This window comes from Ruegeria marisrubri (genome assembly GCF_001507595.1).
In the GTDB taxonomy this organism is placed as follows: domain Bacteria; phylum Pseudomonadota; class Alphaproteobacteria; order Rhodobacterales; family Rhodobacteraceae; genus Ruegeria; species Ruegeria marisrubri.
In genome coordinates this window covers 867,895-892,178 of the sequence record NZ_LQBQ01000001.1, presented here as the reverse complement: position 1 = coordinate 892,178, position 24,284 = coordinate 867,895, and the positions used below count along the sequence as shown (strand labels likewise).

Here is a 24,284-nt window from a genome sequence, read left to right as displayed (position 1 = left end):
GATGCTGGACCAGAACGTGAAGCCGCTGAACCTCAAGGATCCGTCTCTGCTGGAGACCCGCGCCTATGTAAACGGCTGTTGGGTTGAAAATGACACGACCTTCGCCGTGACGAATCCCGCCAATGGCGAGGTCGTCGCCCATGTCGCCGATCTGGACGTGGCCGACACCAGGGCAGCGATTGACGCGGCGTATGATGCCAAGGCGGGCTGGGCCGAGTGGACCGGCAAGGAACGCGCCGCCGTGCTGCGCAAGTGGTTCGACCTGATGGTCGAAAATGTCGACGATCTGGCAACCATCCTGACCGCCGAAATGGGCAAGCCCTGGCCCGAGGCACGGGGGGAAATCCTCTATGGCGCCTCGTTCATCGAATGGTTCGCGGAAGAGGCCAAGCGCGTTTATGGCGACGTCATCCCCGGCCACCAGCGCGACAAGCGTATCGTGGTGCTGAAGCAGCCGGTGGGTGTCGTGGGCTCGATCACGCCGTGGAACTTCCCGAACGCGATGATCGCGCGCAAGGTAGCTCCGGCTTTGGCGGTGGGCTGCACCTTCGTTGCCCGCCCGGCCGAGTTGACGCCTCTGTCGGCGCTGGCCATGGCGGTTCTGGCCGAGCGCGCGGGCATCCCGGCCGGTGCCTTCAACGTGATCCCAAGCACGGACGCAGCCGGGGTGGGGCAGGAGCTTTGCGCCAACGAAAAGGTCGCCAAGATCACCTTCACCGGCTCGACCCGCGTGGGCAAGATCCTGATGCGGCAGTGCTCGGACACGATCAAGAAAATGTCGCTGGAACTGGGTGGCAACGCGCCGTTCATCGTCTTTGACGACGCCGATCTTGATGCGGCGGTCGAAGGCGCGATGATCGCCAAGTTCCGCAACAACGGCCAGACCTGCGTCTGCGCCAACCGGATCTATGTGCAGGCCGGTGTCTATGACGCTTTCGCCGCCAAGCTGAAAGAGCGCGTTCAGGCCCTGAACGTTGGTGACGGTTTCGCCGAAGGCGTGACCACCGGGCCGATGATCAACGAAGCGGCCGTGAAAAAGGTCGAGGCGCATATCGCCGACGCGCTGGAAAAGGGTGCCGAGGTGATCGAGGGCGGTGCCCGTTCCGATCTGGGTGGGACCTTCTTCCAGCCCACGGTGTTGACGGGCGTGACCCCGGACATGGTGGTGTCGCGCGAGGAAACCTTTGGCCCGCTGGCCCCGCTGATCCGCTTCGAGGATGAAGACGACGTCGTGCGTCTGGCCAATGACAGCGAGTTTGGCTTGGCCGGCTATTTCTACAGCCGCGACATCGGCCGCATCTGGCGCGTGGGCGAGCGGCTGGAGACCGGCATGGTCGGCGTCAACACCGGGCTGATCTCGACCGAAGTGGCGCCCTTTGGCGGCATCAAGCAGTCGGGTCTTGGCCGGGAAGGCTCGAAATACGGCTGCGACGATTTCCTCGAGATCAAGTACATGTGTCTCGGCGGGATCGGATAATCCCCTCACCGCGCCGTTTCGGTCTGGCCGGGCGGCGCGGCATTTCCTCAAATGAAGACGAAGTGACCCGTTGCCGGCCCGTGCCGATTGCCGTCAGGCGATGCGCAGCGCGGTTGTTTCCTTGATCCGTTTCACCGGGATCATTGTGCGGGTATTTGCCACCCCCGGCAGCCGCCCCAGAACCTGCGTCATGAAGTTGTGGAACGCCGTAATGTCCTCGACCGCGACCTTTAGCAAGTAGTCGTAGTCACCTGTAATAAAAGAACATTCAAGAACTTCGTCGCGGCGCAGGATCGTGCTCTCGAAGGTGTTCGAGAACGCTTCGGACTGTTTTTCCAGCCGAACTTCGACAAAGGCCCGAAAGCCTGCGCCGACGCTTTCGCCGTCCACCAGCGCCACATAGCCCCGGATCGCGCCCGAGGCCTCCAGCGCGCGCACCCGGCGCAGGCAGGGCGAGGGCGACAGCCCCACCTTTGCGGCCAGATCCTGGTTCGAGATCGAAGAATCAGCCTGCAATTGGCGCAGTATGCTGCGGTCGATGTGGTCCATGGGTTTTTGTTGCTCGTTTGCGGATTCCTGGGCAATCAGATTGCAAGATAACGGGCATTTTGGCGCAAGAAAAGCCGCAAATAGCGCGCGCGCCCGGCTATGGATTGCCGGACAACCAAAACATGAGGCATGAAATGGCACGACTGGCCCGAGATGTTCTTCTGGAAATCCTGCGCGACGAGGGTGTCACGCATATCTTCGGCAATCCCGGCTCGACTGAGATGCCGCTGCTGGACGCGCTGGTGGATGCACCCGACCTGACCTATGTGCTGGGCCTGCAGGAGGCGACCGCGCTTGGCATGGCGGATGGCTGGGCCCTGGCGGCGCGGCGGCCGGGATTCGTCAACCTGCATGCGGCCGGAGGGCTTGGCAATGCGATGGGCGTGCTGGTGGCCTCGAAGGCTTCTGGTACGCCGCTGGTGATCACCGCCGGGCAGCAGGACACGCGCCACCTGATGAGCGATCCGTGGCTGTCGGGTGATCTGGTCTCGATCGCGGCGCCCCTGACCAAGTGGGCGACCGAGATCCACCGCCCCGAGGACGTGGGGCCGGCTCTGCGCCGGGCCTTTGCGCTGGCGATGACGCCACCGACGGGGCCGGTGTTCCTGTCCCTGCCGATGGACGTGCTGGAAATGCCGGTCGAAGGACCGGTGCCACCAAAATCGGCTGAGCCGCATTTCGGCGCTTCCCCCGATGCGGCTGCCTTGGCAGAACGCCTTGCTGCGCATGATCCCGAAAGGGTTGCGATCCTGATGGGAGATGACCTGCCGGCGGATGCGGCTGATGGTTTGGTGGCACTGGCCGAAACCGGCGGATTCCGGGTGTTCGGCACTCAGGTCGGCTCGCGCACCGCGTTTCCGGGGTCCAACCCGTGGTGGGACGGGGTGCTGAAAGCCGACTTTGCCGTGATCCGTGAGCGGTTGAAAGACTGCGAGGCCGTCTTGGTCGCCGGTGGTCGTGCCTTCATCGCCTATCCCTATCGCGACGTGCACCCCTTGCCCGAGGGGGCAAAGCTGTATCACGTCACGCAGACCGCATCGGCCTCGGGGCGCGAGTTCCCGGCCGACATGGCGTTGGTCGGTGACATCGGTTTGACGCTTGGTGCCGTGGCCGAGGCGTTGGCGCCACGGGTTGATGCCGCTGCATTGGCCGTGCGGGCAGAGCAGAGGGCCAAGGCACGCGCAGAGCATCGCGCCAAGCTTGCAGCGCAGATCGAGGCGGCGGCGGACGAACAACCGCTGACCCCGGATGCGGCGGTGCTGTCGGTGCTGCGGGCAATGCCCGAGGGTGCCCTGATTTCGAATGACAGTGCGGCGACATTTGGCGCGGTGAACGACCTGATCGAGGCATCGCCCGGGCGGTATTTCTTTGCCCGTGGCGGCGTTCTGGGTTGCTCGATGCCTGCCTCGGTCGGCGCGGCGATTGCACATGACGGGCCGGTCTTCTCTTTCGTCGGCGACGGCGGAGCCATGTATTCTCCGCAAGCCCTGTGGAGTGCGGCGCATTACCGGCAGAAGGTCGTCTTCATCGTGTTCAACAACCGCCGCTACGACGTGCTGCAGCGGGTGGCCAAGGATCTTGGCTGCAAGAATGCGGTGGCGGGACGGTTCGTGGGGATGAACGTCGAGGACCCGGCAATCGACTTCCAGGCGCTTTCGCGCTCGATGGGGGTTCCAAGTTGCGAGGCCGGGACACCAGAGGCCATCGCCAAGGCCGTCGCCGAAGCATTGGAACGTGATGGGCCGTCGCTGATCGAAATCGCCATCCGCTGAAGCCCTGTCGCCGATTCCGCTGCCCGGGGGAGCCAAGGGTTTGCCCGGGCAAGCTGTGACGGATCTGTGCTATCTCCGGCGGCTCTTTGCCGGAGGCTCAACCCGCGGAATGATTCAGTGCCGATAGTACCCGCGATGCGGTTTCGTCCGGCGAAATTTCGGAGGAAACATGTATCCAGTCGTCCGGGGACACATGCAAGGCCAGTTGCTTGTCCAGCACCCTGACGCCGGCGTCCGAGACGTCTCCTTCGCGGTTGCGAACCCTTGTGCGCAGAAGGTCGGGATCACACTCCAGCCAGATGCCCGAAAAGGGGACGCAGTTTCTTTTTGCCAACAGTCGTACATTCTTGCGCTCTTCCGGTGACAAGAATGTCGCATCGAGCAACACCGGAAACCCGTGACGCAGGGTGTGCCCGGCATCGCGCAGCAGACGATTGTAGACGCGCGCGCTTGTTTCGGGGCGATAGGCCTCGTCCGGCAATTTCTGTTCGGGGGGAACCCCGAACAAGTGTTTTCTGGCCACATCCGAACGCAGGACGACGGCGCCAAGCCCGGTATCGATCCGCGGAGCGACAAGCCGCGCCACCGTGGATTTTCCGGATCCCGACAAACCTCCCATCGCAATGACGCGTGGTGTCGTTCGCCGTCTGAGGCAATCGAGTGCGAATGCCAAACGCTCTCGCGCATCGGGTTCATGGCTGTCGGGCGTGTCGCGGGAGGCAGCGACCAAGGCACGTACTGCCGCCCGCATCGAGAGGAAGAGCGGCAACAGGCTCAGCCCTGAATAGTCGCGGGTCGCAGCCAGATAGCGACTCAGGAACGCATTCGCCTGCTCGCGCAGACCGCGCTCCAGCATGTCCATCACGACGAACGCGATGTCGTAGATCACGTCGGTCGATGCCATTTCCTCGTTGAATTCGATCGCGTCAAAGGGCGTTGGGCGGCCTTTTACCAAGCAAATGTTACCAAGATGGAGGTCGCCGTGGCATCGCCGCACATAGCCGTGGCGGCGGCGTGAATCCAGCTGCGGTGCGCGGCGCGACAGGGTTGGCATGGCCTCTGATGCCCAGGCATCCAGATCATTTTTCAGTCTCGCAGCTGCCGGTGAGGTCGAGATTGCTTCGGTGATTTGCCTGATCGTAGCCGCGACCCTTTTGGCCCCGCCATATTCCGGCGTGACCGGTGCATCCCGGTGCATTCGAGCAACGACATCGGCCAAGGCCTCTGCAAGAGGGACGTCCAGCGCGCCACGTTCGGCAAGCCGGTCGAACTCCTTCGTGCGGTCAAACCGGCGCATTCGCACGACCCAGTCCACAATGTCGCCGGAGCCGCCAAGATGCAGCCCGCCATCGCGCCGGGTGATCGGGACTACATCCAGATAGATTTCTTCGGCGACCGCACGGTTCACCTCGAGCTCACGCCGGCATGCGGCTTCGCGCTTTTCCAACGTGCTGAAATCAAGAAAGTTGGTCTTGATCGGTTTTTTGAGTTTGTATGCCTCTTTGCTTGTCAGGAAAATGTGCGAAATATGCGTGTCCACACGCTCGACCGGAGTCCCGCCATGAGTTGCGGGGTCCGACAGGAATCCGATTGCCGACGCAGGATTGGTGGCGCCTTCATGGGTCTCCGGCATGCCCGTTTCTCCAGCTTTTCCGAAGCGCAACAAATAGACCGCAAGTCTATCATAGGGGGCCGCTGAGGCGCACACATTGTGCAAGATCAAGGTCTTGAAGAATTCAGAGTGCTAGCTTTGCGGGCGACTGCGCTATCATCAGAAGGAAAGTGGCGACTGGAAAAAAGGATGTGCGTCATGCGTGCGATGGTAATGACGGGTCCTGGAAAACCTCTGCAGATGTCCGAGGTCCCGACGCCGGAACCTGCAGCCGGCGAAGTGCTGATCAGGGTTGCTGCCTGCGGTGTGTGCCGGACCGATCTGCATGTTCTCGATGGTGATCTGACCGAGCCGAAGCTGCCGCTGATCCTCGGGCACGAGATCGTGGGTGAGATCGTCGAAACCAGGGCGCTGGAATCCGCGCTGGAGCCGGGGATGCGTGTCGGCGTGCCGTGGCTGGGCCGAACGTGTGGCTGTTGCCACTATTGCCGGCACGACGCTGAAAACCTCTGCGATGCGCCGCTGTTCACGGGCTACACCCGTGACGGTGGATATGCCGAATACTGCGTGGCCGATGCGCGATATGTCTTCCCGTTGCCCGAGGGACCCAGCAGTGCTGAACTTGCGCCCCTGCTTTGTGCAGGCCTGATCGGGCACCGTTCGCTGCGGTTTGCCGGGGATGCGAAAACGATCGGCATCTTCGGGTTCGGAGCAGCGGCCCATATCGTCGCGCAGGTGGCAAAATGGGAAGGCCGCCGGGTTCTTGCCTTTACCAGACCGGGGGACAAGGATGCGCAGGACTTCGCGCGACGTATGGGAGTTGACTGGGCCGGGGGATCGGATCAAGAGGCGCCCGAGCCTCTGGACGCGGCGATCCTGTTTGCGCCGGTCGGTGGATTGGTCCCCACGGCGCTGCGGGCAACCAGAAAGGGCGGGGTGGTCGTCTGCGGTGGCATTCACATGAGCGATATTCCGCAGTTTCCCTATGAAATCCTGTGGGGCGAGAGAACGATCAGGTCAGTCGCCAACCTGACCCGCAAGGACGGAGAGGAATTCTTTGACATCGTGAAGCAGGCCGGGATTCGCACCGAGGTCGAGCCCTTTCCGCTGGAACGGGCCAACGAGGCACTGGAAAGGCTGCGACAGGGGCGGTTGTCCGGGGCGGCGGTTCTGGTCAATTCCTAGCTGGTCTCAGGTGGCCGGATAATGAATACAGGACACCGCGCTGCTTCCAGCAGCATCCGGATCTGTTCCGGTGAGCGGATCGGGCCGCGTGCGGCGTCGATCAGCACGAGTTCGGCGCAGGTCAGCTCTAGCCGTTTCAGGATCTCTTCGGCAGGCAGCGAGGCGCTGAGGGACATTGTCCTTGCGTGCGAGGCGCGGGCAATCAGGTCGGACAAAGACGGAATATCCGGCGTGGCCTGATTTTCGGGTTGGATCGTGACGATGCAGCCCCGATAGCTCCCGATCCGCCTGTGGCCGATGACCAGCCAATCCCATTTCGCCGAAGCATGAATGAACCGCTCGACGGGATCGCCGGGCTCGCGCTCGAAACTCCATCCGACCGAGAACTGCCTGGCCAGCCTCGTCAGTTGTTCCTGAAACGCCTTGGCATCGCTTTCCAGCATCTGGCGCATCCGGGACGCTTGCGGCAACAGGGCCAGAGATCCGGAAGAGGTCACGACGCGTTGGGCAAAAGAGGGCAGGGTGTCGGTTTCCAAAGCCCGTTCGACCAGAAGACCGCCGATATCGCTCACCGCGACTCCGGCCAGATGGCGGGCGATCTGTATGGCCGGCCTTGCGTCAACAAAGCTTTCGGCCGCGATCAGCAGGCGCTTGCGATTCTGGTCCCCGGTCATCGCTTTCCGTCCGTTTCCTCGCCGTCCTTGCGGGCAAATTCCCTGCGCTTTTCGGCGAAACTGACAAGCTTGTCCTCGACCAGCGCGTTGATCGAGCCGGGCGGGAAGGTGCCGTCGCTGCGCCTTTCGCCGGCTTCGCGACCGGTCAGGATTTCTATTCCCTGATCTATGGTCTCGACGGCGAATATCCTGAACTTTCCTTGCTCGACCGCCTCGAAAACATCGTCCCGCAGCATTACGTGATCCAGGTTCGACGCCGGAATGACCACGCCCTGCCGTCCGGTCAGGCCCTGATCGACGCAGGTTTCGAAAAAGCCCTCGATCTTTTCGTTGACGCCGCCGATGGCCTGCACCAGACCGCCCTGGTTGACCGAACCGGTTACCGCGAAACCCTGCTGGATCGGCACCTCGGACAGCGAGGAGATCAGGGCAAACAGTTCGGCCGCCGAGGCCGAGTCACCGTCGACGCCGCCATAGCTTTGTTCGAAGGTCAGGCTGGCATGCAGGGAATAGGGCACATCGAGCGCGTATTTCGTGGCCAGATAGTTCGACAGGATCAGCACACCCTTGGAGTGCAGCGGGCCGCCCAGTTCGACCTCGCGTTCGATATCCACGAGCTTGCCCGCGCCAAGACGCGTCCGGGCGGTGATGCGGGATGGGCGGCCAAAGCGGAAACTGCCCAGCCCGATGACAGACAGGCCGTTCACCTGGCCGACCGCCTCGCCGTCCGTGTCGATCAGGATGGTCTTGCGCGCGACCGCCTCGCGCATCCGCTCCTTGATCCGCGCCGAACGGCGCTGTTTTTCCTCGACCGCCTTGCGAATGTCATCGGCCCGGATCCGGTTCTGTCCGTCCAGCGAGGCATAGTGGTCCGCCTCGCTGAGCAGGTCGTCAATGTCGCCTAGATGCAGGCTCATCTTCTGCCGATCGCCGGTCCGGCGCGTGGTTTCGTCCAGCAGACGCGCCACCCCTCCGGCATCGACCGGTCGTAGATTGTTCTTGCGTGCGCGCGCGCCGATCAGGCGCACGAACTGGTCGCTGGTCTCTGGGGAAAGGTTGATGTCCTCTTCGAAATCGGCCTCGATCTTGAACAGTTCGGAAAACTCGGGGTCCAGCGTGACCAGAAGCGCATACAACAGCCGGTCGCCAATCAGAACCACCCGGACATCAAGCGGAATCGGGTCGGGCTCCAGCGAGGTGGTGGAAACAAGGCTCAGCCGTTCGGCCATCGAGATGATGGTGATCGACCGGTTCTGCAGGCACTGCTTGAGCGCGGTCCATGCCATCGGTTCCGCCAGCAGCCTTCGCGCATCCAGAACCAGATACCCGCCGTTTGCGCGATGAAGCGCGCCCGGCTTGATCATCGTGAAATCGGTGACCAGAGCCCCCATCTGCGAGACATGCTCGATCCGGCCCGTCAATCGGTCAAGCGTGGGCAGGTGCTCGAACACGACCGGGGCGTGGCCCTCTTCATCGGGTTCCTGTGACACTATGACGTTGACCATGTAGCGGCGGAACCAGGGCGCACGGTGCGCCTTTCGGACCTCATCCGGAAATGGCCCGTTATCGTTCTGCTGGGTCGTGGCAAGGAACATCTCGGCATTCGAGATCATGTCGTCGCGGACCGCTTTCAGGAAATCCTGAATCGCCTCGATCTCCTTGAATTTCCGCACGGTCTCGTCCACGCGGGCGGACACGATCTGGCCCGTCATTTCAGCATTGGTGGCCTCGATCCGGTGCCTGCGCTCGCGTTCCAGCCGGGGGACATTCCTCAGGATTTCCGACAGTTCCTCCTGCAGCGCCACGATCTTCTTTTCGATCTCGGCCTGCTCTTTCTCGGGCAGAGTGCTAAACTCCTCCTTCTTGACGACCTCGCCGTCCTTCGTGGCGGCCAGCATGAAACCCATCGGTGTGCGCAGGAGGGCCACGTTTTGCTGGCGCGCCTTCTCGGCGAACTCGGACATTGCCGCTTCCTGCTTTTCCGAGAACTCCTCGTCGATGGCCCGCCGCGTAGCCTGGTATTCGTCGGTTTCGAACAGGTTGGGGATGTCGATTCCCAGATCATCCACCAGATCTTCGATCTCGGATTTCAGAGCCTGTGCCGTTTTCGGAGGCAAGCGCAGGGCGATGGGTTTGTGGGGCGCTGCGAAGTTGTTTACGTAAACCAGATCATCCGGGGCCGGCAGGGACTGCGCGTGGCTCTTCAACAGTTCTTTCACCGCCCGAAACCGTCCGGTTCCCGATGGTCCCAGAACAAAGACGTTGAAATCGCACTGGCGGATACCAGCCGCGAGGTTGATCGCATCCACGGCCCTGTCCTGGCCGATCAGGTCGCCGGGCTCTTTCAGGTCTTCGGTCGTGCCAAAGGAAAATTGCGCCGGGTCACAGCGCCACTTGAGGCGATCCAGCGAAACAGGGGGCGTATGTCGGGTTTGTTCTGTCACCAAAACGTTGCCATTCTGTTGCTGAAATCATGCTGGCAGATGAACAAAGCTTGGGACATGACCTCGATCATTGTCAATGGACGGGTTTGAGTGTTTGCTTTCAGGAAAGAACTGAAGGACCGTTTGATTTGACCAGATATCAGCGGGTTACAGGTTTCTGAGGGGAGGGCGTTACTGAGATTTCGTGATCAAAACGGTTCAAATGCGGTGAAGCCCCCGGTTCTGGATTTCAGCGGGCCGGCACGTGCATATGCGCGCTTGCGTGTTGCCAGGCTGAATGCCCAGGACCCGGTTGCCGTGCAGGAAAGAGTGTTGCAAAGGCTGCTGCACCGGGCCCGCGCCACGCGTTTCGGTCAGCGCCACGGATTTCCGTCGCTTTCGACTATAGGCGACTTTCAGAAGCGGGTTCCAGTTCGGCGCTATTCACAGTTTCTCAAGGAATGGTGGCAAACAGAATATCCGAACCTGACAAACGTCACCTGGCCGGGTCAGATTCCGTTTTTCGCGATGACCTCGGGCACCACCACGGGCCGTTCCAAATACATACCCTACACGCGGGAAATGCGCCGGGCCGCGGGGAGGGGGTTTCTTGATCTTCTCTGTTTTCATTTTACCAACCATCCAACCAGCCGACTGTTCGGTGGGCTGGCGCTTGGCTTGACCGGGCCGAGCGGACTGCAGCCGCAACAGGAGGGCGTTGCAACGGGAGCGGTCAGCGCGATTGCCATGGGGGCCTTGCCGGGTGTGTTTCGAAACCGGATCCTGCCGCCGCCCGAGATCGCCAACCTGCCGGACTGGCAGGTCAAGATCGATCGGCTGGCCGAACTCTCGGTCAACCGCGACATCCGCTGTCTGGGCGGGTCGCCCAACTGGCTTCTCATCTATCTTGACGCCATGGCGAAGCGGCATCCCCATAGTCCGGCCAGCCTGTCCAACTGGTTCCCGAACCTGGAATTGATCGTGCATGGAGGCATCAATTTCGAGCCCTACCGTGACCGCTTTCGCAGACTCCTGAGCGGGAGCCATGCCGAGACGAGGGAAATGTATTCCGCCAGCGAGGGCGTTTTCGCGATCGCCGACCGGGGCGACGGCGAGGGTTTGCGGCTGCATCTGGATGGCGAGGTGTTCTTCGAATTTGTCCCGGTCGAAACCCTGTCATCCGAAGCGCCGGTGCGCCACTGGATGGCGGATGCAGAGATCGGGCAGGACTATGCCCTGGTCATTTCAACCGCCGCAGGGCTCTGGGCCTATCTGCTCGGGGACGTGGTCCGGCTGGTGGATCGCGATCCGCCCAGGCTCAAGGTCGTCGGGCGGGTGGAAAATGGTTTGTCGGTCTTCGGGGAACACCTCATCGAGGCCGAAATCGCCCAGGCAGTGGCAAGGGGGGCTGCAACATTCGGGCTGTCGGTGCTCGATTATTCGGTGGGGGCCGCTGTCGAAGAGACCGGCGGGCATCATCTCTACCTGCTGGAAACGATTGAACGCCCCTCCGCCGAGGCCATCGCGAAGATATCCGAAGTCATCGACGGGCAGCTTTGCGCGCTGAACGAGGATTACGCCGAATTGAGGCAAAAAGACTTGGCGCTCGGGCCGCCCGAGGTTCGTTTTGCGCCGCCTGGCGGGTTCGTTCGATGGATGAAGTTGCGGCGCCATCTTGGCGGCCAGAACAAGGTGCCGAAGATCGTGACCGACCGCGCGTTGTTTCAGGACATGACTGCTACAATCTTGGGTGCCGATGGCGAAGAGGCGGAGCAATGACCGAAGTTTTATGGAGGGATCCGGCGAAGGGCAGGCTCATCACCTGCCATCGCACGCCGTCGGGGCAAATGCTGGATCTGCTGCGCGGAGCAGTTTGGGGCAGCAGAGACACGAAATACCAGATCCTGAACATCGAGGCCAAGCTGCAAAGGCTGAGGGATCCCCTCTACTTCGTGCTGTCGGAACACGGCGAAGAACTGTGTGTCTTCGTTCTGGATCATTGCCGCAAGCCGGTTGGGAGGAGTGAGTGCGACGCCTACCACTTTGCGATGGCTGCAACCGTCCGGCATCGCCGGAATCAGGGGCTTGCCGGCATCCTGATCGACCAGATCCGCCCTTATTGCGAAGCAAGGCTGGGCAAACCGGGGTTGGGGTTTGCCTATGTCGAATCCACGACGGAGTTTTCGCTGAGGCTATCCGACCGCGTAGGCCACAGCATCGAAGCCGATATCGCCCTGCTGCTCTTCACGCGTTTTTTCCCGCATGAGGATGCTCGTGTTGGCCGGATTGGCCGGGAAGAAATTGACGGTTTCCGGGCTGCTCTGAAGGACCTGTATGCGGACCATGAACTGGTGGACGTCGATGCGTCCGTCAACCCCGACGAATGCTTTGTCTATCGCCGTGCAGGCAATGTCGCGGCGGGCGTTCAGGCCGAGGTTCTGAGATGGTCGGTAGAGTCCATGCCGGGATTCGCTGGGAAACTCCTGCTTGAAGGGCTGCCTTTGGTTCCTGGGCTGAAGCGTGTGATCGATTTGCGCGATCTGCGAATTTTGCGGTTCGGAAACCTGCTGGTGCCAGAGGGATCGGAGGCCGAGTTTTTCACGGTTCTATCAGCCTGCCTTGCCCGGCACGAGGCGCGTATCGGCCTGATCATGCTGGACGAACGCAGTCCCGTTCTTGCCCGCTTGCGGCGCCACGGCCGGTTCGGATTGCTGTCCAGAGGGTTGAACGGGTCGGTGAAACTGTGTCTCGATACGGTCGGGATGGAGCCCGATCTGGCGGCGAGGCTGGCAAACCACCCGCTCCATGTCAGCGCGGCGGACGTGTTCTGAGCACGTCATTGCATGATGCGTCGCGCCACGGGGCCGGGCAAGAGCTTGAAGGTAGCAGCCACCGCCTTGTTGAACAGCCCCGGTATGACGACTGCCTTGTTGGCCTCTGCCGCGCGAATAGCGGCGTCGGCCACGTCCTCGGGCGATGACCACAGCCAGCGTGGCACGGCAACCGACTCCACCGTGCCGCCTGCGGCCGCGCGAAAGTTGGTGGCGGTAAAGCCCGGGCAGACTGCGGTCACGTTGACGCCACGCCCCCGCATCTCTTCTCGGAAAGCCAGCGAGAACTGGTAGAGAAAGGATTTGACTGGGTAATACAGCGTTCCGCCAGCGTGGGGCGGCAGCAGGGCTGACAATGATGACACGTTGATGATGCGGCCATGCCCTCTCTCGATCATGGTCGGAGCGAAGAGATAGGCCAGCCGCACAGGCGCCGTAGCCATGACCTCGATCGTGGCGCGGTGCCGTTCCCAGTCGTTCTCGCACAGATGCCCCGGCACGCCGAAACCGGCGTTGTTGACCAGAATGTCGATGGCGATGCCCTGCCTTGGCAAGGTTTCAAACAGGTATTCCGGGTCATCGGCCTTGGACAGGTCCGCCGGCAGAACCGTGACCGTGACGCCGTGCCGGGCCGACAGTTCGGAGGCCAGTGCATCCAACGGGGCACGGCGCCGTGCGACAGCAACGATATTCACCCCGCGTGCAGCGTAGCCCAAGGCAAAGGCGCGTCCTATTCCGGATGACGCCCCAGTGATCAGGGCAGTTTTCTGTGCAGCCGTTTCGGGCAACTTTCTCCTTTCAGTGACTGAGTGTATCGCGTGCTTCGCCGAGGCATTTGAGCAAATAGTCGATCTGCTCGCGCTCGTGTTCACAGGTCATCACGAAGCGGATGCGCGCCTGCCCGAGGGCGACCGCAGGATACCGCGCATGAGGCGCGACGATGCCGCGGTGCCGCAAAAGGCGGGTATATTCGGCCGCATCCAACTCGTTTCCGATCAGAACTGGCACGATGTGCACTTCGCTGCCCAGCGTGTCGAAACCCAGGGCCTGAACCTCGCGGCGGAAGTAACGGGCGTTTTCCATCGCCTTTTCGCGCCGCCACGGCTCCCGCTCTGCGATGTCGATTGCTTCGGCGACACCGGCCGCGATGGCCGGCGGCAGCGGGGCTGAAAAGATGTAGGTGCGGGCCGAGATGCGAAGAAAGTCGATGATCTCGCGATCCCCGGCGACATAGCCCCCGACACCGCCGAAGGCCTTGGTGAAAGTGCCCATCTGCAGATCGACCTGCGACGTTTGGACCCCATGATGCTCCAGGCTGCCCCGCCCATTTGCGCCGAGCATGCCGACACCGTGCGCATCGTCGATCATCAGCAAGGAATCGTGTGTATTGGCAAGCTCTGCCAACTGGGGGATCGGCGCGATGTCCCCGTCCATGCTGAACACGCCATCGCTGAGGATGAACTTGCTTTCCCGGTCTGAGGCCGACAGATGTTTCTCGAGTGTTTCCACATCCTTGTGCGGAAATTTCGAAACCTTCGCCTTGGCCAGTCGGACGCCATCCACGACGCTGGCATGGTTGAGTTCCTCGCTGAAGATTTCCCAGCCCGGCGTGACCGAGGCCTCTTCGGGCAGTGTCGATTCATGACCCAGGTGCACCTTGGCCAGTGCCTCGATGAAATCGACCTTGAGAATGGCGGGAATGGCGCCGACATTGGCCATGTAGCCGGCGGCAAAGCAGATCGCGTCTTCCTGTCCGACAAACTCGGCTATCCGCCGCTCGAGCGCCCGGTGAACATCGATGTTCGCCGCCATCTGGCGCGATCCGCCCGAGCCGAGCCCATACCTGTCCAGCGCCTTGGCCGCGGCCTCCTTGACCTCGGGGTGGTTGGACAGGCCCAGCAGGTTGTTCGAGCAGAACAGCAGGTGATCGCGCCCGTCCACCCAGATCACCGGCTCGGTCGTCGCGCTGTTCACGATGGGGTTCTGGGGGTAGAGACCGGAATTCTTGATCAGCCGGACCAGCGACTTGATCCGCTCGGGTGGACGTCTTGTAATGTCATTCATGGCGCCCTCCCGTGATGATCAAAGCGGAATTTTCCCTTGTTTCACCACCAAATGGTAGCTTGGTGGCAGATGTTTCGATTTGATTTGCGTCATGGTGCCGCCCGACCACGCAGATAGAGGCCAGGCGCGGTTGGGTGCTTTGCGTGGCCCGGGGGCTCTCGTCTTGTTTCCCTGCGGCCCTGATGAATACTCGATCAACAGCAGCCGCGGCATATGAACCTTCCGTTGTTTCAATCCCGAATGAGTATCCCATTCCCGGCGATACCTGGGCTGTCGTGTTTTCAATCCATGGAAGGACCCTCCTGATCGAGGATCAGTTGATTGCAGCCATGCAGATTGTCTGATGTCAGAACCCGTTGGAGAGTTTTTGGGGGTTTGAGAAACGGAGGATTTCGCGTCACGGAACCTTCGGTTCCGGTTCATCGAAGCCATTTGGGCACGACGATGAACAAGGAAATCCGGCACACCGAAGAATGTGGCCGACAAGCTTGTCAGGGGCATCAAACGAAAGACCCGTAAACACCACCCGTTCAGGGAGAAAGTCAGGACCGCCCTGGGTGGTCCGCCGACGAGTAGAGTATTGCCGTGCCAGTCTTGTTTGAGCGCCGAAATTTCGAAGAACTCGATGAAGCCGGTCGGGGGCAGGGCGGTATCGGGAAACCAGTGCCTCAGGACTCGGGTTCGGTGTCCGCCAGCGTTTTACCTTCTGCCTTGAGCCTGTGCGCCAGTGCGCTCATTTCCCTATAGAGGACCCCGGCGGCAGCGTGCCAATCGGCGACGTCTTCGCCCTGCCTGTCCACGACATATGCGTCGCCCCGCGCGGCCGGACCAGTCAGCGCGTCCCGCGGCCCAAGAGCCGTGACGTTCTCATAGGTCGCGCGCAACAGCGATGTGTTCAGTTCACGCGCGATCTCGTCAGGCACCCCGGCCGCGGCCCAGGCCTCGCGGGCGATCGCCTGCAACACGACGGTGAAATTGTTCGAGATCACAGCTGCAGCGTGGTAGAGGCTTTTGTGTTCCGACCTGATCGGGAATGTCCGTGCACCCATCCGGACCAACAAAGGGTCAACAAGCGCAAGGGCGGCGTCGTCCCCTTCCAGGCCGCAATAGGTCCCGCTGAACCGTTTCAAGGCGGTTTCGGGATCTGAAAAGCTCAGAACGGGGTGCACGCTGGCCAGACGCCATCCCAGCGCGCCGAGCGGGGCCATCTCGTAAGCGGCAAAAAAGCCGCTGAAATGAACGGCGACAGGTGCCTTCGCTTGCGGGCCGTCGCTGCCCAGGACTTCGGCCAGGCTGTTGGCGACAGCAGATATCTGACTGTCGGGAACGCTCAGCAGCCAAAGGTCGGCGGGCCGAAGTTCGGAAACTTCCTTGACGGCGTGTCCCGCTCCGGCGAACTCGACGGCGTTGAGCGCCGATTGATAATTCGTGCTCATCACGTCTTGAATTACGCAGTTGGGATTCGCGCTCAGAAGTCTCAGGAATGTCTGGCCCACCCGACCGGCGCCGATGAGGTTCACTTTCAGTTGCGTCACTCCGGGGGCCTCCTTGATGTGGCGGATCACCCAGCAACCTGCATCAAGTTTCCCGGCAACGCAAAGCCGCAGGGAGAACCTAAGGGGCGTTGACGACACAAAGCTGGCCATCGACCGAAAAGCGATGCCGCCCCCGAGTTTCTTCGCTGTCGCGCGCCGTTTGCGCGGCGTGGGTGAAATCCGGCGACGGGGGGAACTCACGCCAATATCGCCAGAACCTGACGGCCCGGCCGTGATGGTTCGGTGGCGCGCGCTTCATGATGGGGCGGCCGCCGACCGGGTTTTCGCCACTTGCAATCGGCGGGCACTTGGAGTTGTTTGGCGCGACCTCACGGGGCATTCAAATCAACAAGGAACTGGCGGTGCATTCATGACCAAGACAGCTCTGATCACGGGGATCACGGGGCAGGACGGCTCGTATCTGGCGGAATTTCTGCTGGCCAAGGGATACGAGGTGCATGGCATCAAGCGCCGCGCCTCGTCGTTCAACACACAGCGCATCGACCACATCTACCAGGACCCGCACGAGCCGAACCCCAAGCTGCGGCTGCACTACGGGGATCTCAGCGACACCTCGAACCTGACGCGCATCATTCAGGACGTGCAGCCGGACGAGGTCTATAACCTGGGCGCGCAGTCCCATGTCGCGGTCAGCTTCGAGTCACCGGAATACACGGCGGATGTGGACGCGATCGGCACCCTGCGTCTGCTGGAGGCGATCCGGTTCCTAGGGTTGGAAAAGAAGACCCGCTTCTACCAGGCCTCGACCTCCGAACTCTATGGTCTGGTGCAGGAAATCCCCCAGCGTGAGACCACGCCGTTCTATCCGCGCTCGCCCTATGCTGTCGCCAAGCTCTATTCCTACTGGATCACGGTGAACTATCGTGAGGCCTATGGCATGTATGCCTGCAACGGCATCCTGTTCAACCACGAGAGCCCGCGGCGGGGCGAGACCTTCGTGACCCGCAAGATCACCCGGGGACTGGCCAATATCGCTCAGGGGCTCGAGCCCTGCCTCTACATGGGCAATATCGACTCTTTGCGCGACTGGGGACACGCCAAGGATTACGTGCGCATGCAGTGGCTGATGCTGCAACAGGATACTCCCGAAGATTACGTGATCGCCACCGGCGAGCAGTATTCGGTGCGCCAGTTCATCAGCTGGGCCGCCGCCGAGTTGGGCATCGGCCTGGAGTTTTCCGGCAGCGGCGTGGACGAGATCGCCACCGTGACCGCAGTCGAAGGCGACAAGGCCCCGGCGCTGAAGCCCGGTGACGTGATCATGCGGATCGACCCGCAGTATTTCCGCCCCGCCGAGGTCGATACGCTGCTGGGTGATCCCTCGAAGGCCAAGCAGAAACTGGGCTGGGAGCCGGAGATCACCGTGCAGGAGATGTGCGCTGAGATGGTGGCCGAAGACCTGAAGACCGCCCGCCGTCACGCGCTGCTGAAAGAGCACGGGCTGGACCTGCCGGTCAGCCTGGAAAACGGCTGAGGAGTCCGGCGATGCGCAAGATCTACGTGGCCGGGCACCGCGGCATGGTGGGGGGGGCGATCCTGCGCCGGCTCGAGGCCCGCAAGGCGGCGGGCGAAGCGCTGGCGCTGGTCACCCGCACCCATGCCGAGTTGGACCTGACCGATCAGTCGGCCGTGCGTGATTTCATGCAGGCCGAACGCCCGGACGTGGTGATCCTTGCCGCGGCCAAGGTGGGCGGTATTCACGCCAACAACACCTATCCGGCGGATTTCATCTATGAAAACCTGATGATCGAGTGCAACGTGATCCATCAGGCCTTTGCCGCCGGTGTCAATCAACTGCTGCAACTGGGCTCGTCCTGCATCTACCCGAAAGAGGCTCCGCAGCCGATGCGAGAGGATGCTTTGCTGACCGGAACGCTGGAGCCCACAAATGAGCCATACGCCATCGCAAAGATCGCAGGGATCAAGCTGTGCGAAAGCTACAACCGCCAGCATGGCGTCGATTATCGCTCGGTCATGCCGACGAACCTTTACGGGCCGGGCGACAACTTTCACCCGGAAAACAGCCACGTTCTGCCCGCCCTGATCCGCCGCTTTCACGAGGCGGCGCGCGACGGGCTGGACGAAGTGGTGATCTGGGGCACGGGCCAGCCGCGGCGCGAATTCCTGCATGTGGACGACATGGCCGAGGCGTCTCTTTTCGTGCTCGACCTGCCGCGCGCGGAATACGAGGCCAACACCCAGCCGATGCTGAGCCATATCAACGTGGGCAGTGGAGAGGACATCTCGATTGCCGAACTGGCGGCCTTGGTGGCCAAGGTCACGGGTTTCAATGGCCGGATAACGCAGGATACCTCCAAGCCCGACGGCACCATGCGCAAGCTGATGGATGTTACACGGCTGGCCAACATGGGCTGGCGGGCCCGGATTGGGCTCGAGGAAGGGATCCGCGAAACCTATCGGTGGTATCTCGCACAGCCAGAAGACGGCCTTCGCATGAAGTGAGCGCATTGGAGATTACGAGTCACACCCACAGGTGCGCAAGAACGGCGGAGTAACAAGAGGCGATGGATTTGGGATGAGCCGGATATGACAAAGGGCACTATGCTGATGGTCGGCGCGGGCCTGTCCGGGGCGGTGATCGGGCGTGAGCTTGCCGATCACGGCTATCAGGTGACGGTGGTGGACAGTCGCGACCATATCGGCGGCAACTGTCACACCGAGCGCGACGCCGAGACAGGTGTGCTGGTTCACGTCTATGGGCCGCATATCTTTCACACCGACGACGAAGAGGTCTGGACCTACGTCAACGACTACGAGACGTTCTTGCCGTTCAAGAACCGGGTAAAGACCACCTCCAAGGGGCGCGTCTATTCGTTGCCGGTCAATCTGCACACGATCAACCAGTTCTTCGGCAAGGCAATGCGCCCGGACGAGGCATATGCCTTTATCACCGAAGAGCAGGCAGATACCTCGATCGAAGATCCGCAGACCTTTGAAGAGCAGGCCCTGCGCTTTGTCGGCAAGGAACTGTACGAGGCCTTTTTCAAGGGCTACACGATCAAGCAGTGGGGGTGCCATCCGTCAGAATTACCCGCTTCGATCCTCAAGCGGCTGCCGGTGCGGTTCAACTACGACGACAACTATTTCTTTCACAAGTTTCAGGGCATGCCCGAAAACGGCTATACCGCGATGATCGAACGCATCCTCGATCATCCCGCGATCACCGTCAAACTTGGCGTAACCTTCGAACGCGGCATGGCGGCGGAATTTGACCACGTCTTCTATTCCGGGCCGCTGGACGGGTATTTCGATTATTCGTTGGGTCGGTTGGGTTATCGCACGCTGGATTTCGAGCGATTTACTTATTCAGGCGATTACCAGGGCTGTGCGGTAATGAACTATGCCGACGAAGCCGTGCCCTTTACCCGCATTACCGAGCACAAGCATTTCGCGCCGTGGGAGAGGCATGAGAAGTCCGTTTGTTACCGCGAGTACTCGCGATTTGCCGAGGCCGGTGACATTCCCTACTACCCGATCCGGCAAGTCCGGGAAAAGGAACTGCTGGGCAAATACGTCGAACTGGCCGATCGCACCGGCGGTGTGACCTTCGTTGGCCGTCTCGGCACTTATCGGTATCTCGACATGGATGTGACCATCCGAGAGTCTCTGGACGCAGCTCGCGGCTTTCTCGCCTGCATTTCCAACGGCAGGGCGGTTCCGGCCTTTTTCCAAAGGCCGCTCTGATCCCGCTGAGAAACCTGCCGGTAGTCTCTCGCGGCGGGTGGAGCAGGAAACAGGTCCGCGTCATTCCCCAGTTTTCGCGGTCAAGATGCCGGCGTAGGGGGAGCATGTCCTGTTTGCGTTCAAATTGTTGTTTTACATCAACAGGCTTCCGGCGGTACTTGACATCGTGATGAACGAAATGGAACGTTCGGAACATCGGGGGGCACGGGAAAACATATGTTTTGGCCCATTACGCTAGACGCATTTATTATGTAGGGCCATCATCTCCGCGCGGGATGGAGATGCCGTCCTCTCGAAAAAACAACACCTTGGGAGTTCTCAGATGAAAAAGATCAACAAACTCAGCCTCAGTGCCATTGTCACGGCGGCATTCGTGGCACCGGCCGCATTCGCGGAGGAATTCATTACAATTGGCACTGGTGGGGTAACCGGTGTTTACTATCCGACCGGGGGCGCGATCTGTCGCCTGGTCAACAAGGGGCGCAAGGAACATGGTGTTCGCTGCTCGGTCGAGTCGACCGGCGGTTCGGTCTACAACATCAACACGATCCGTGAGGGCGAGCTTGAGTTTGGCGTCGCGCAGTCCGACTGGCAGTTCCACGCCTACAACGGGTCTTCGAAATTCCAGGATGCGGGCAAGTTCGAAGACCTGCGCGCGGTCTTCTCGATCCATCCCGAGCCGTTCACGGTCGTCGCACGCGCCGATTCCGGCATCAAGACCTTTGACGACCTCAAGGGCAAGCGGGTGAATATCGGCAACCCCGGTTCGGGTCAGCGCGGCACAATGGAAGTCGTGATGGCGGCCAAGGAATGGACCATGAAAGACTTCGCCCTGGCCACCGAGCTGAAGGCCGCGGAACAATCCGCCGCGCTGTGCGACAACCAGATCGACGCGATGGTCTATACCGTGGGTCACCCCTCGGGTTCGATCCAGGAGGCAACCACAGCATGTGACTCGGTGCTGGTCAGCGTCGAAGGGCCGGGCATCGACAGGCTGGTTGACCAGAATACCTTCTACCGCAAAGCGACCATCGTGGGCGGTACCTATCGCGGCAACCCTGATGACGTGCACACCTTTGGTGTGGGCGCTACCTTGGTGACCTCGGCCAATGTGTCCGAAGATGCCGTCTATACGCTGGTTTCCTCGGTGTTCGAGAACTTTGAAGACTTCAAGAAGCTGCACCCGGCCTTTGCCAACCTCAAGCCGGAAGAAATGATCAAGGACGGCCTGTCGGCGCCGCTGCATCCGGGTGCCGAGAAGTACTACAAGGAAAAGGGCTGGCTGAAGTAAGCCTGGACCAAGCTCACGGGGCGCAAATGCGGCGCCCCGTGGCATACCCGTGACAAGAAAACAAGCTGCCGACAGACAACGGCAGCGGGAAGGGGAACAAGCAAATGACCTCCGAGCCGCACGGCAATCGTCCGCTCTCCGAAGAAGAACTGCAGGAACTGGTCGCATCCTCGGATGCCGGCGCTCGCGATCCGGCGGGAAATGTCGGTCTTTTTCTGGCGATCGTCGCCGTCATATGGTCGGTGTTCCAGGTCATTCTGGCCTCGCCGATTTCGAACGTCGTGCTGCCCGGCAGCGTCGTGAACAATTCGCGGCAAATCCATCTGGCCTTTGCCATCTTCCTTGCCTACGCGGCCTATCCGGCCCTGAAATCCAGCCCGCGCGACTATATTCCGATCCAGGACTGGATCATGGGCATCGTCGGCGCGGGTATCGCGCTGTATGGTTATATCTTCTACCAGAAAATCGTGGACGCCGGCGGCTTGGCCGACCATACCGACAAGTGGTTCGCTCTGGCGGGCCTGTTGTTGTTGTTCGAGGCGGCCCGGCGGGCGCTGGGGCCGGCCATGGCGATCATCGCGACGATCTTTCTGGCCTACGTGTTCTTTGGCTCCTCCGAATGGGTTCCTGAAGTCATTCGTTGGAAGGGCGCCAGCCTGCAAAAGGCCATGAGCCACATGTGGATCACGTCAGAAGGCGTGTTCGGCATCGCCTTGGGGGTTTCGACCAAGTTCGTGTTCCTCTTCGTGCTCTTCGGAGCCTTGCTCGAAAAGGCCGGGGCTGGGAACTATTTCATCAAGATGGCCTTCGGGGCCCTTGGCCACCTGCGCGGCGGGCCTGCAAAGGCAGCGGTCGTGGGGTCTGCTGCGACCGGTCTGATCTCGGGCTCTTCGATCGCGAACGTCGTGACGACGGGCACATTCACCATTCCGCTGATGAAGCGCGTGGGCTTTTCCTCGGAAAAGGCCGGCGCGGTCGAGGTGGCCTCGTCGGTCAACGGACAGATCATGCCACCCGTGATGGGGGCGGCTGCCTTCCTCATGGTGGAGTATGTGGGCATTTCCTATGTCGAGGTGATCACCCATGCCTTCCTGCCGGCGGTGATTTCCTACATCGCGCTCATCTACATCGTGCATCTCGAAGCGGTGAAGCTGAACATGCCGACGCTGGGCGACAAGGTGGTTTCGCTCGGGCGCACGATCGCCGGCATGGCGGTGTTCTTCGTGGGCTTTGCTTTGCTCTGCTACGGTGTCCAGTATCCGATCCGCTGGATCGTGGCGGCAGTGCCAGAGAATTCCGGCTGGGTGCTGGCCGTTCTGACATTCCTGGCCTATTTCGCGCTGCTCTGGCTTGCGGCGAAGGGGCCGGATCTCGAAGCCGATGATCCCAGTGCCGAGAAGGTCGAGCTTCCCGAGGTTGCGGAGATCTACAAGTCTGGGCTGTATTACCTGCTGCCGATCATCGTTCTGGTTTACTTCCTGATGATCGAACAGAAGTCGCCGGGACTGTCGGCCTTCTGGGCGACGCTGCTTCTCTTCGTGATCCTGGTGACACAGAAGCCGCTCAAGGCGATCTTGCGCGGGCAGAGCAATATGGGCGCCACTTTCGCCGAAGGCCTGCATGACCTCTGGCAGGGTCTGATCGATGGTGCGCGCAACATGATCGGTATCGCTTTGGCCACGGCCACCGCCGGCGTGATCGTCGGCACCGTCACCCTGACGGGTGTCGGGCAGGTGATGGCCGATCTGGTCGAGTTCCTGTCGGGGGGCAACCTGATCCTGATGCTGGTGATGGTGGGCCTCTTGAGCCTCGTGCTGGGCATGGGCCTGCCGACCACGGCCAATTATATCGTGGTCAGTTCACTGATGGCGGGCGTGGTGGTTCAACTGGGTGCCAATTCGGGCCTGATCGTGCCTCTGATCGCGGTGCATCTCTTCGTCTTCTACTTCGGGATCATGGCCGATGTGACGCCACCCGTGGGGCTTGCCAGCTTTGCCGCGGCGGCCGTTTCCGGCGGTGATGCCATTCGCACCGGTTTCGTGGCCTTCTTCTACAGCCTGCGGACCGTGGCGCTGCCCTTCGTGTTCATCTTCAACACCGACCTGTTGCTGATCGATGTGACGTGGATGCAGGGCATCATCGTGTTCATCGTGGCGACCATCGGCATCCTGGTGTTCACCGCGGGCACCATGGGCTGGTTCCTGACCCGTTCGCGGATCTGGGAAAGCGTCGCTCTCATCCTGATCGCATTCGCGCTGTTCCGGCCCGGTTTCTTCATGAACATGGTGCAGGATCCTTACGCCGAGATTCCACCGTCTGAGCTGGTGCAAGAGGCTGGCGCGGTCGAGCCTGGCACCGAATGGCGTCTTGTCGTAGAGGGCCCGGATTTCGATTCCGGCAAGCTGCGCGAATCTCATGTCACGCTAACGATCGGCGAAGGTGCCGATGGGGCTGCGCGACTTGAAGCGCAGGGCCTGCTGGTGTTCGAAGAGGATGGCATGCTCAAGCTGGAAGAGCCGTTCCCGGGGACGCCGCTTTTCGAAACACTCGGCAATTATGACTTCTACGGAGATGAGCCAGTTCGCATCGTGTCCGTTCTGGAGCGTGCCGAGGGACTGCCCAAGGAGCTCATGTTCATTCCTGCGCTTCTCCTTCTGGGCCTGATCGCCTTCCTGCAACGCGGCCGCGCCGCAAGACAAGGAGTACTCGCATGACCAAATCAGTGCTTTGCGCCATTGACCTCAGCAATGGTGATCACGATGTCCCGGTCTTGCAGCAGGCAGCCCGGATGGCCGATCTGGACGGCGCGCAGCTGGACGTGGTGACGGTTCTGCCCGATTTCGGAGAAACCTGGGTTTCCGGGTTCTTCGAGGCCGGGTTCCACGATAAGGCGGTGAAAGAGGCCCATGACCGGCTGGTAGAGATGTGCGAGTCGGCCTTGGGCAAAGAGCGCAACTCCTCCGTCCGGCATGTTGTGGCGACTGGAACCGCTTACCAGGAAATCCTGAAAGCGGCGGAAGCCGCAGGCAGCGACCTGATCGTGATCGGTGCACACAAGCCGGACATCAAGGATTATCTTCTGGGGCCCAACGCCTCACGAGTGATCCGCCATTCCAACGTTTCGGTTTACGTGGTCCGCTAAGCT

18 protein-coding genes are annotated in these 24,284 nt (G+C 61.2%); 11 read left to right on the top strand and 7 right to left on the bottom strand.

Features of this window, described 5'->3' with window-relative positions; genetic code table 11:
* Position 1 precedes the first annotated feature (1 nt).
* Positions 2 to 1,477 (top strand): NAD-dependent succinate-semialdehyde dehydrogenase, encoded by a 1,476-nt coding sequence (locus AVO45_RS04240; protein ID WP_068344626.1) that lies wholly within the window; start codon positions 2 to 4, stop codon positions 1,475 to 1,477.
* 93 nt (positions 1,478 to 1,570) lie between these two features.
* Here the strand turns inward: AVO45_RS04240 and AVO45_RS04235 are convergent, their stop codons facing one another.
* Entirely contained in the window at positions 1,571 to 2,026 is a 456-nt protein-coding gene (locus tag AVO45_RS04235) for an Lrp/AsnC family transcriptional regulator (RefSeq protein ID WP_068344625.1), read from the bottom strand.
* 134 nt (positions 2,027 to 2,160) lie between these two features.
* Between AVO45_RS04235 and AVO45_RS04230 the strand changes: the two genes are divergently transcribed.
* Entirely contained in the window at positions 2,161 to 3,798 is a 1,638-nt protein-coding gene (locus tag AVO45_RS04230) for a thiamine pyrophosphate-binding protein (protein WP_068344717.1), read from the top strand.
* A gap of 97 nt (positions 3,799 to 3,895) precedes the next feature.
* Here AVO45_RS04230 and AVO45_RS04225 read toward each other — a convergent pair whose 3' ends face one another.
* Positions 3,896 to 5,461, bottom strand: coding sequence for a bifunctional aminoglycoside phosphotransferase/ATP-binding protein (locus AVO45_RS04225; protein ID WP_157770092.1), 1,566 nt, complete (start codon positions 5,459 to 5,461; stop codon positions 3,896 to 3,898).
* A 147-nt stretch (positions 5,462 to 5,608) separates the two neighbouring features.
* On the opposite strand from AVO45_RS04225, the gene AVO45_RS04220 reads away from it, so the two are divergent.
* The gene (locus AVO45_RS04220) at positions 5,609 to 6,595 is read left to right on the top strand and encodes a zinc-dependent alcohol dehydrogenase family protein (RefSeq protein WP_068344716.1); all 987 of its coding nucleotides are present in this window, start codon (positions 5,609 to 5,611) and stop codon (positions 6,593 to 6,595) included.
* Here AVO45_RS04220 and AVO45_RS04215 read toward each other — a convergent pair.
* Together AVO45_RS04215 and AVO45_RS04210 are read right to left on the bottom strand one after the other, a co-directional pair.
* Positions 6,592 to 7,269 carry a hypothetical protein gene (locus tag AVO45_RS04215; protein ID WP_068344623.1) on the bottom strand — a complete coding sequence of 226 codons (678 nt, stop codon included), beginning with the start codon at positions 7,267 to 7,269 and terminating at the stop codon, positions 6,592 to 6,594. The two genes, AVO45_RS04220 and AVO45_RS04215, sit on opposite strands and share 4 nt — an antisense overlap.
* Entirely contained in the window at positions 7,266 to 9,713 is a 2,448-nt protein-coding gene (locus AVO45_RS04210; RefSeq protein WP_205627842.1) for a Lon protease family protein, read from the bottom strand. The genes AVO45_RS04215 and AVO45_RS04210 overlap by 4 nt, the downstream gene beginning before the upstream one ends.
* A 207-nt stretch (positions 9,714 to 9,920) precedes the next feature.
* On the opposite strand from AVO45_RS04210, the gene AVO45_RS04205 reads away from it, so the two are divergent.
* Together AVO45_RS04205 and AVO45_RS04200 are read left to right on the top strand one after the other, a co-directional pair.
* Positions 9,921 to 11,471 carry a GH3 family acyl-acid amido synthetase gene (locus AVO45_RS04205; RefSeq protein ID WP_068344621.1) on the top strand — a complete coding sequence of 517 codons (1,551 nt, stop codon included), beginning with the start codon at positions 9,921 to 9,923 and terminating at the stop codon, positions 11,469 to 11,471.
* Positions 11,468 to 12,523: a hypothetical protein gene (locus tag AVO45_RS04200; RefSeq protein ID WP_068344620.1), complete on the top strand. Its 1,056-nt coding sequence runs from the start codon at positions 11,468 to 11,470 to the stop codon at positions 12,521 to 12,523. Before AVO45_RS04205 ends, AVO45_RS04200 begins: the two co-directional genes overlap by 4 nt.
* Positions 12,524 to 12,528: 5 nt before the next feature.
* Here the strand turns inward: AVO45_RS04200 and AVO45_RS04195 are convergent, their stop codons facing one another.
* The 3 genes from AVO45_RS04195 to AVO45_RS04185 form a co-directional block, all read right to left on the bottom strand.
* Positions 12,529 to 13,395: an SDR family NAD(P)-dependent oxidoreductase gene (locus AVO45_RS04195; RefSeq protein WP_082688647.1), complete on the bottom strand. Its 867-nt coding sequence runs from the start codon at positions 13,393 to 13,395 to the stop codon at positions 12,529 to 12,531.
* Positions 13,322 to 14,587, bottom strand: a complete 1,266-nt coding sequence (locus tag AVO45_RS04190) for an aminotransferase class I/II-fold pyridoxal phosphate-dependent enzyme (RefSeq protein WP_068344618.1) — start codon at positions 14,585 to 14,587, stop codon at positions 13,322 to 13,324. Before AVO45_RS04190 ends, AVO45_RS04195 begins: the two co-directional genes overlap by 74 nt.
* A 668-nt stretch (positions 14,588 to 15,255) precedes the next feature.
* Entirely contained in the window at positions 15,256 to 16,122 is an 867-nt protein-coding gene (locus tag AVO45_RS04185) for a Rossmann-like and DUF2520 domain-containing protein (RefSeq protein WP_169795990.1), read from the bottom strand.
* Between the two features lie 370 nt (positions 16,123 to 16,492).
* Between AVO45_RS04185 and gmd the strand changes: the two genes are divergently transcribed.
* The 6 genes from gmd (at position 16,493) to AVO45_RS04155 (ending at position 24,281) form a co-directional block, all read left to right on the top strand.
* The gene (gene gmd, locus AVO45_RS04180) at positions 16,493 to 17,617 is read left to right on the top strand and encodes a GDP-mannose 4,6-dehydratase (RefSeq protein WP_068344616.1); all 1,125 of its coding nucleotides are present in this window, start codon (positions 16,493 to 16,495) and stop codon (positions 17,615 to 17,617) included.
* 11 nt (positions 17,618 to 17,628) lie between these two features.
* A complete protein-coding gene (gene fcl / locus AVO45_RS04175) occupies positions 17,629 to 18,606 on the top strand; it encodes a GDP-L-fucose synthase (protein WP_068344615.1) in 978 nt (325 codons plus the stop codon).
* An 84-nt stretch (positions 18,607 to 18,690) separates the two neighbouring features.
* Positions 18,691 to 19,848, top strand: coding sequence for a UDP-galactopyranose mutase (glf, locus tag AVO45_RS04170; protein ID WP_205627840.1), 1,158 nt, complete (start codon positions 18,691 to 18,693; stop codon positions 19,846 to 19,848).
* 322 nt (positions 19,849 to 20,170) lie between these two features.
* Positions 20,171 to 21,139, top strand: a complete 969-nt coding sequence (locus AVO45_RS04165) for a TAXI family TRAP transporter solute-binding subunit (protein ID WP_068344614.1) — start codon at positions 20,171 to 20,173, stop codon at positions 21,137 to 21,139.
* A 104-nt stretch (positions 21,140 to 21,243) separates the two neighbouring features.
* On the top strand, positions 21,244 to 23,853 hold the full coding sequence (locus AVO45_RS04160; RefSeq protein ID WP_068344613.1) for a TRAP transporter permease: 2,610 nt from the start codon (positions 21,244 to 21,246) through the stop codon (positions 23,851 to 23,853).
* A complete protein-coding gene (locus AVO45_RS04155) occupies positions 23,850 to 24,281 on the top strand; it encodes a universal stress protein (protein ID WP_068344612.1) in 432 nt (143 codons plus the stop codon). The genes AVO45_RS04160 and AVO45_RS04155 overlap by 4 nt, the downstream gene beginning before the upstream one ends.
* Positions 24,282 to 24,284: the final 3 nt, after the last annotated feature.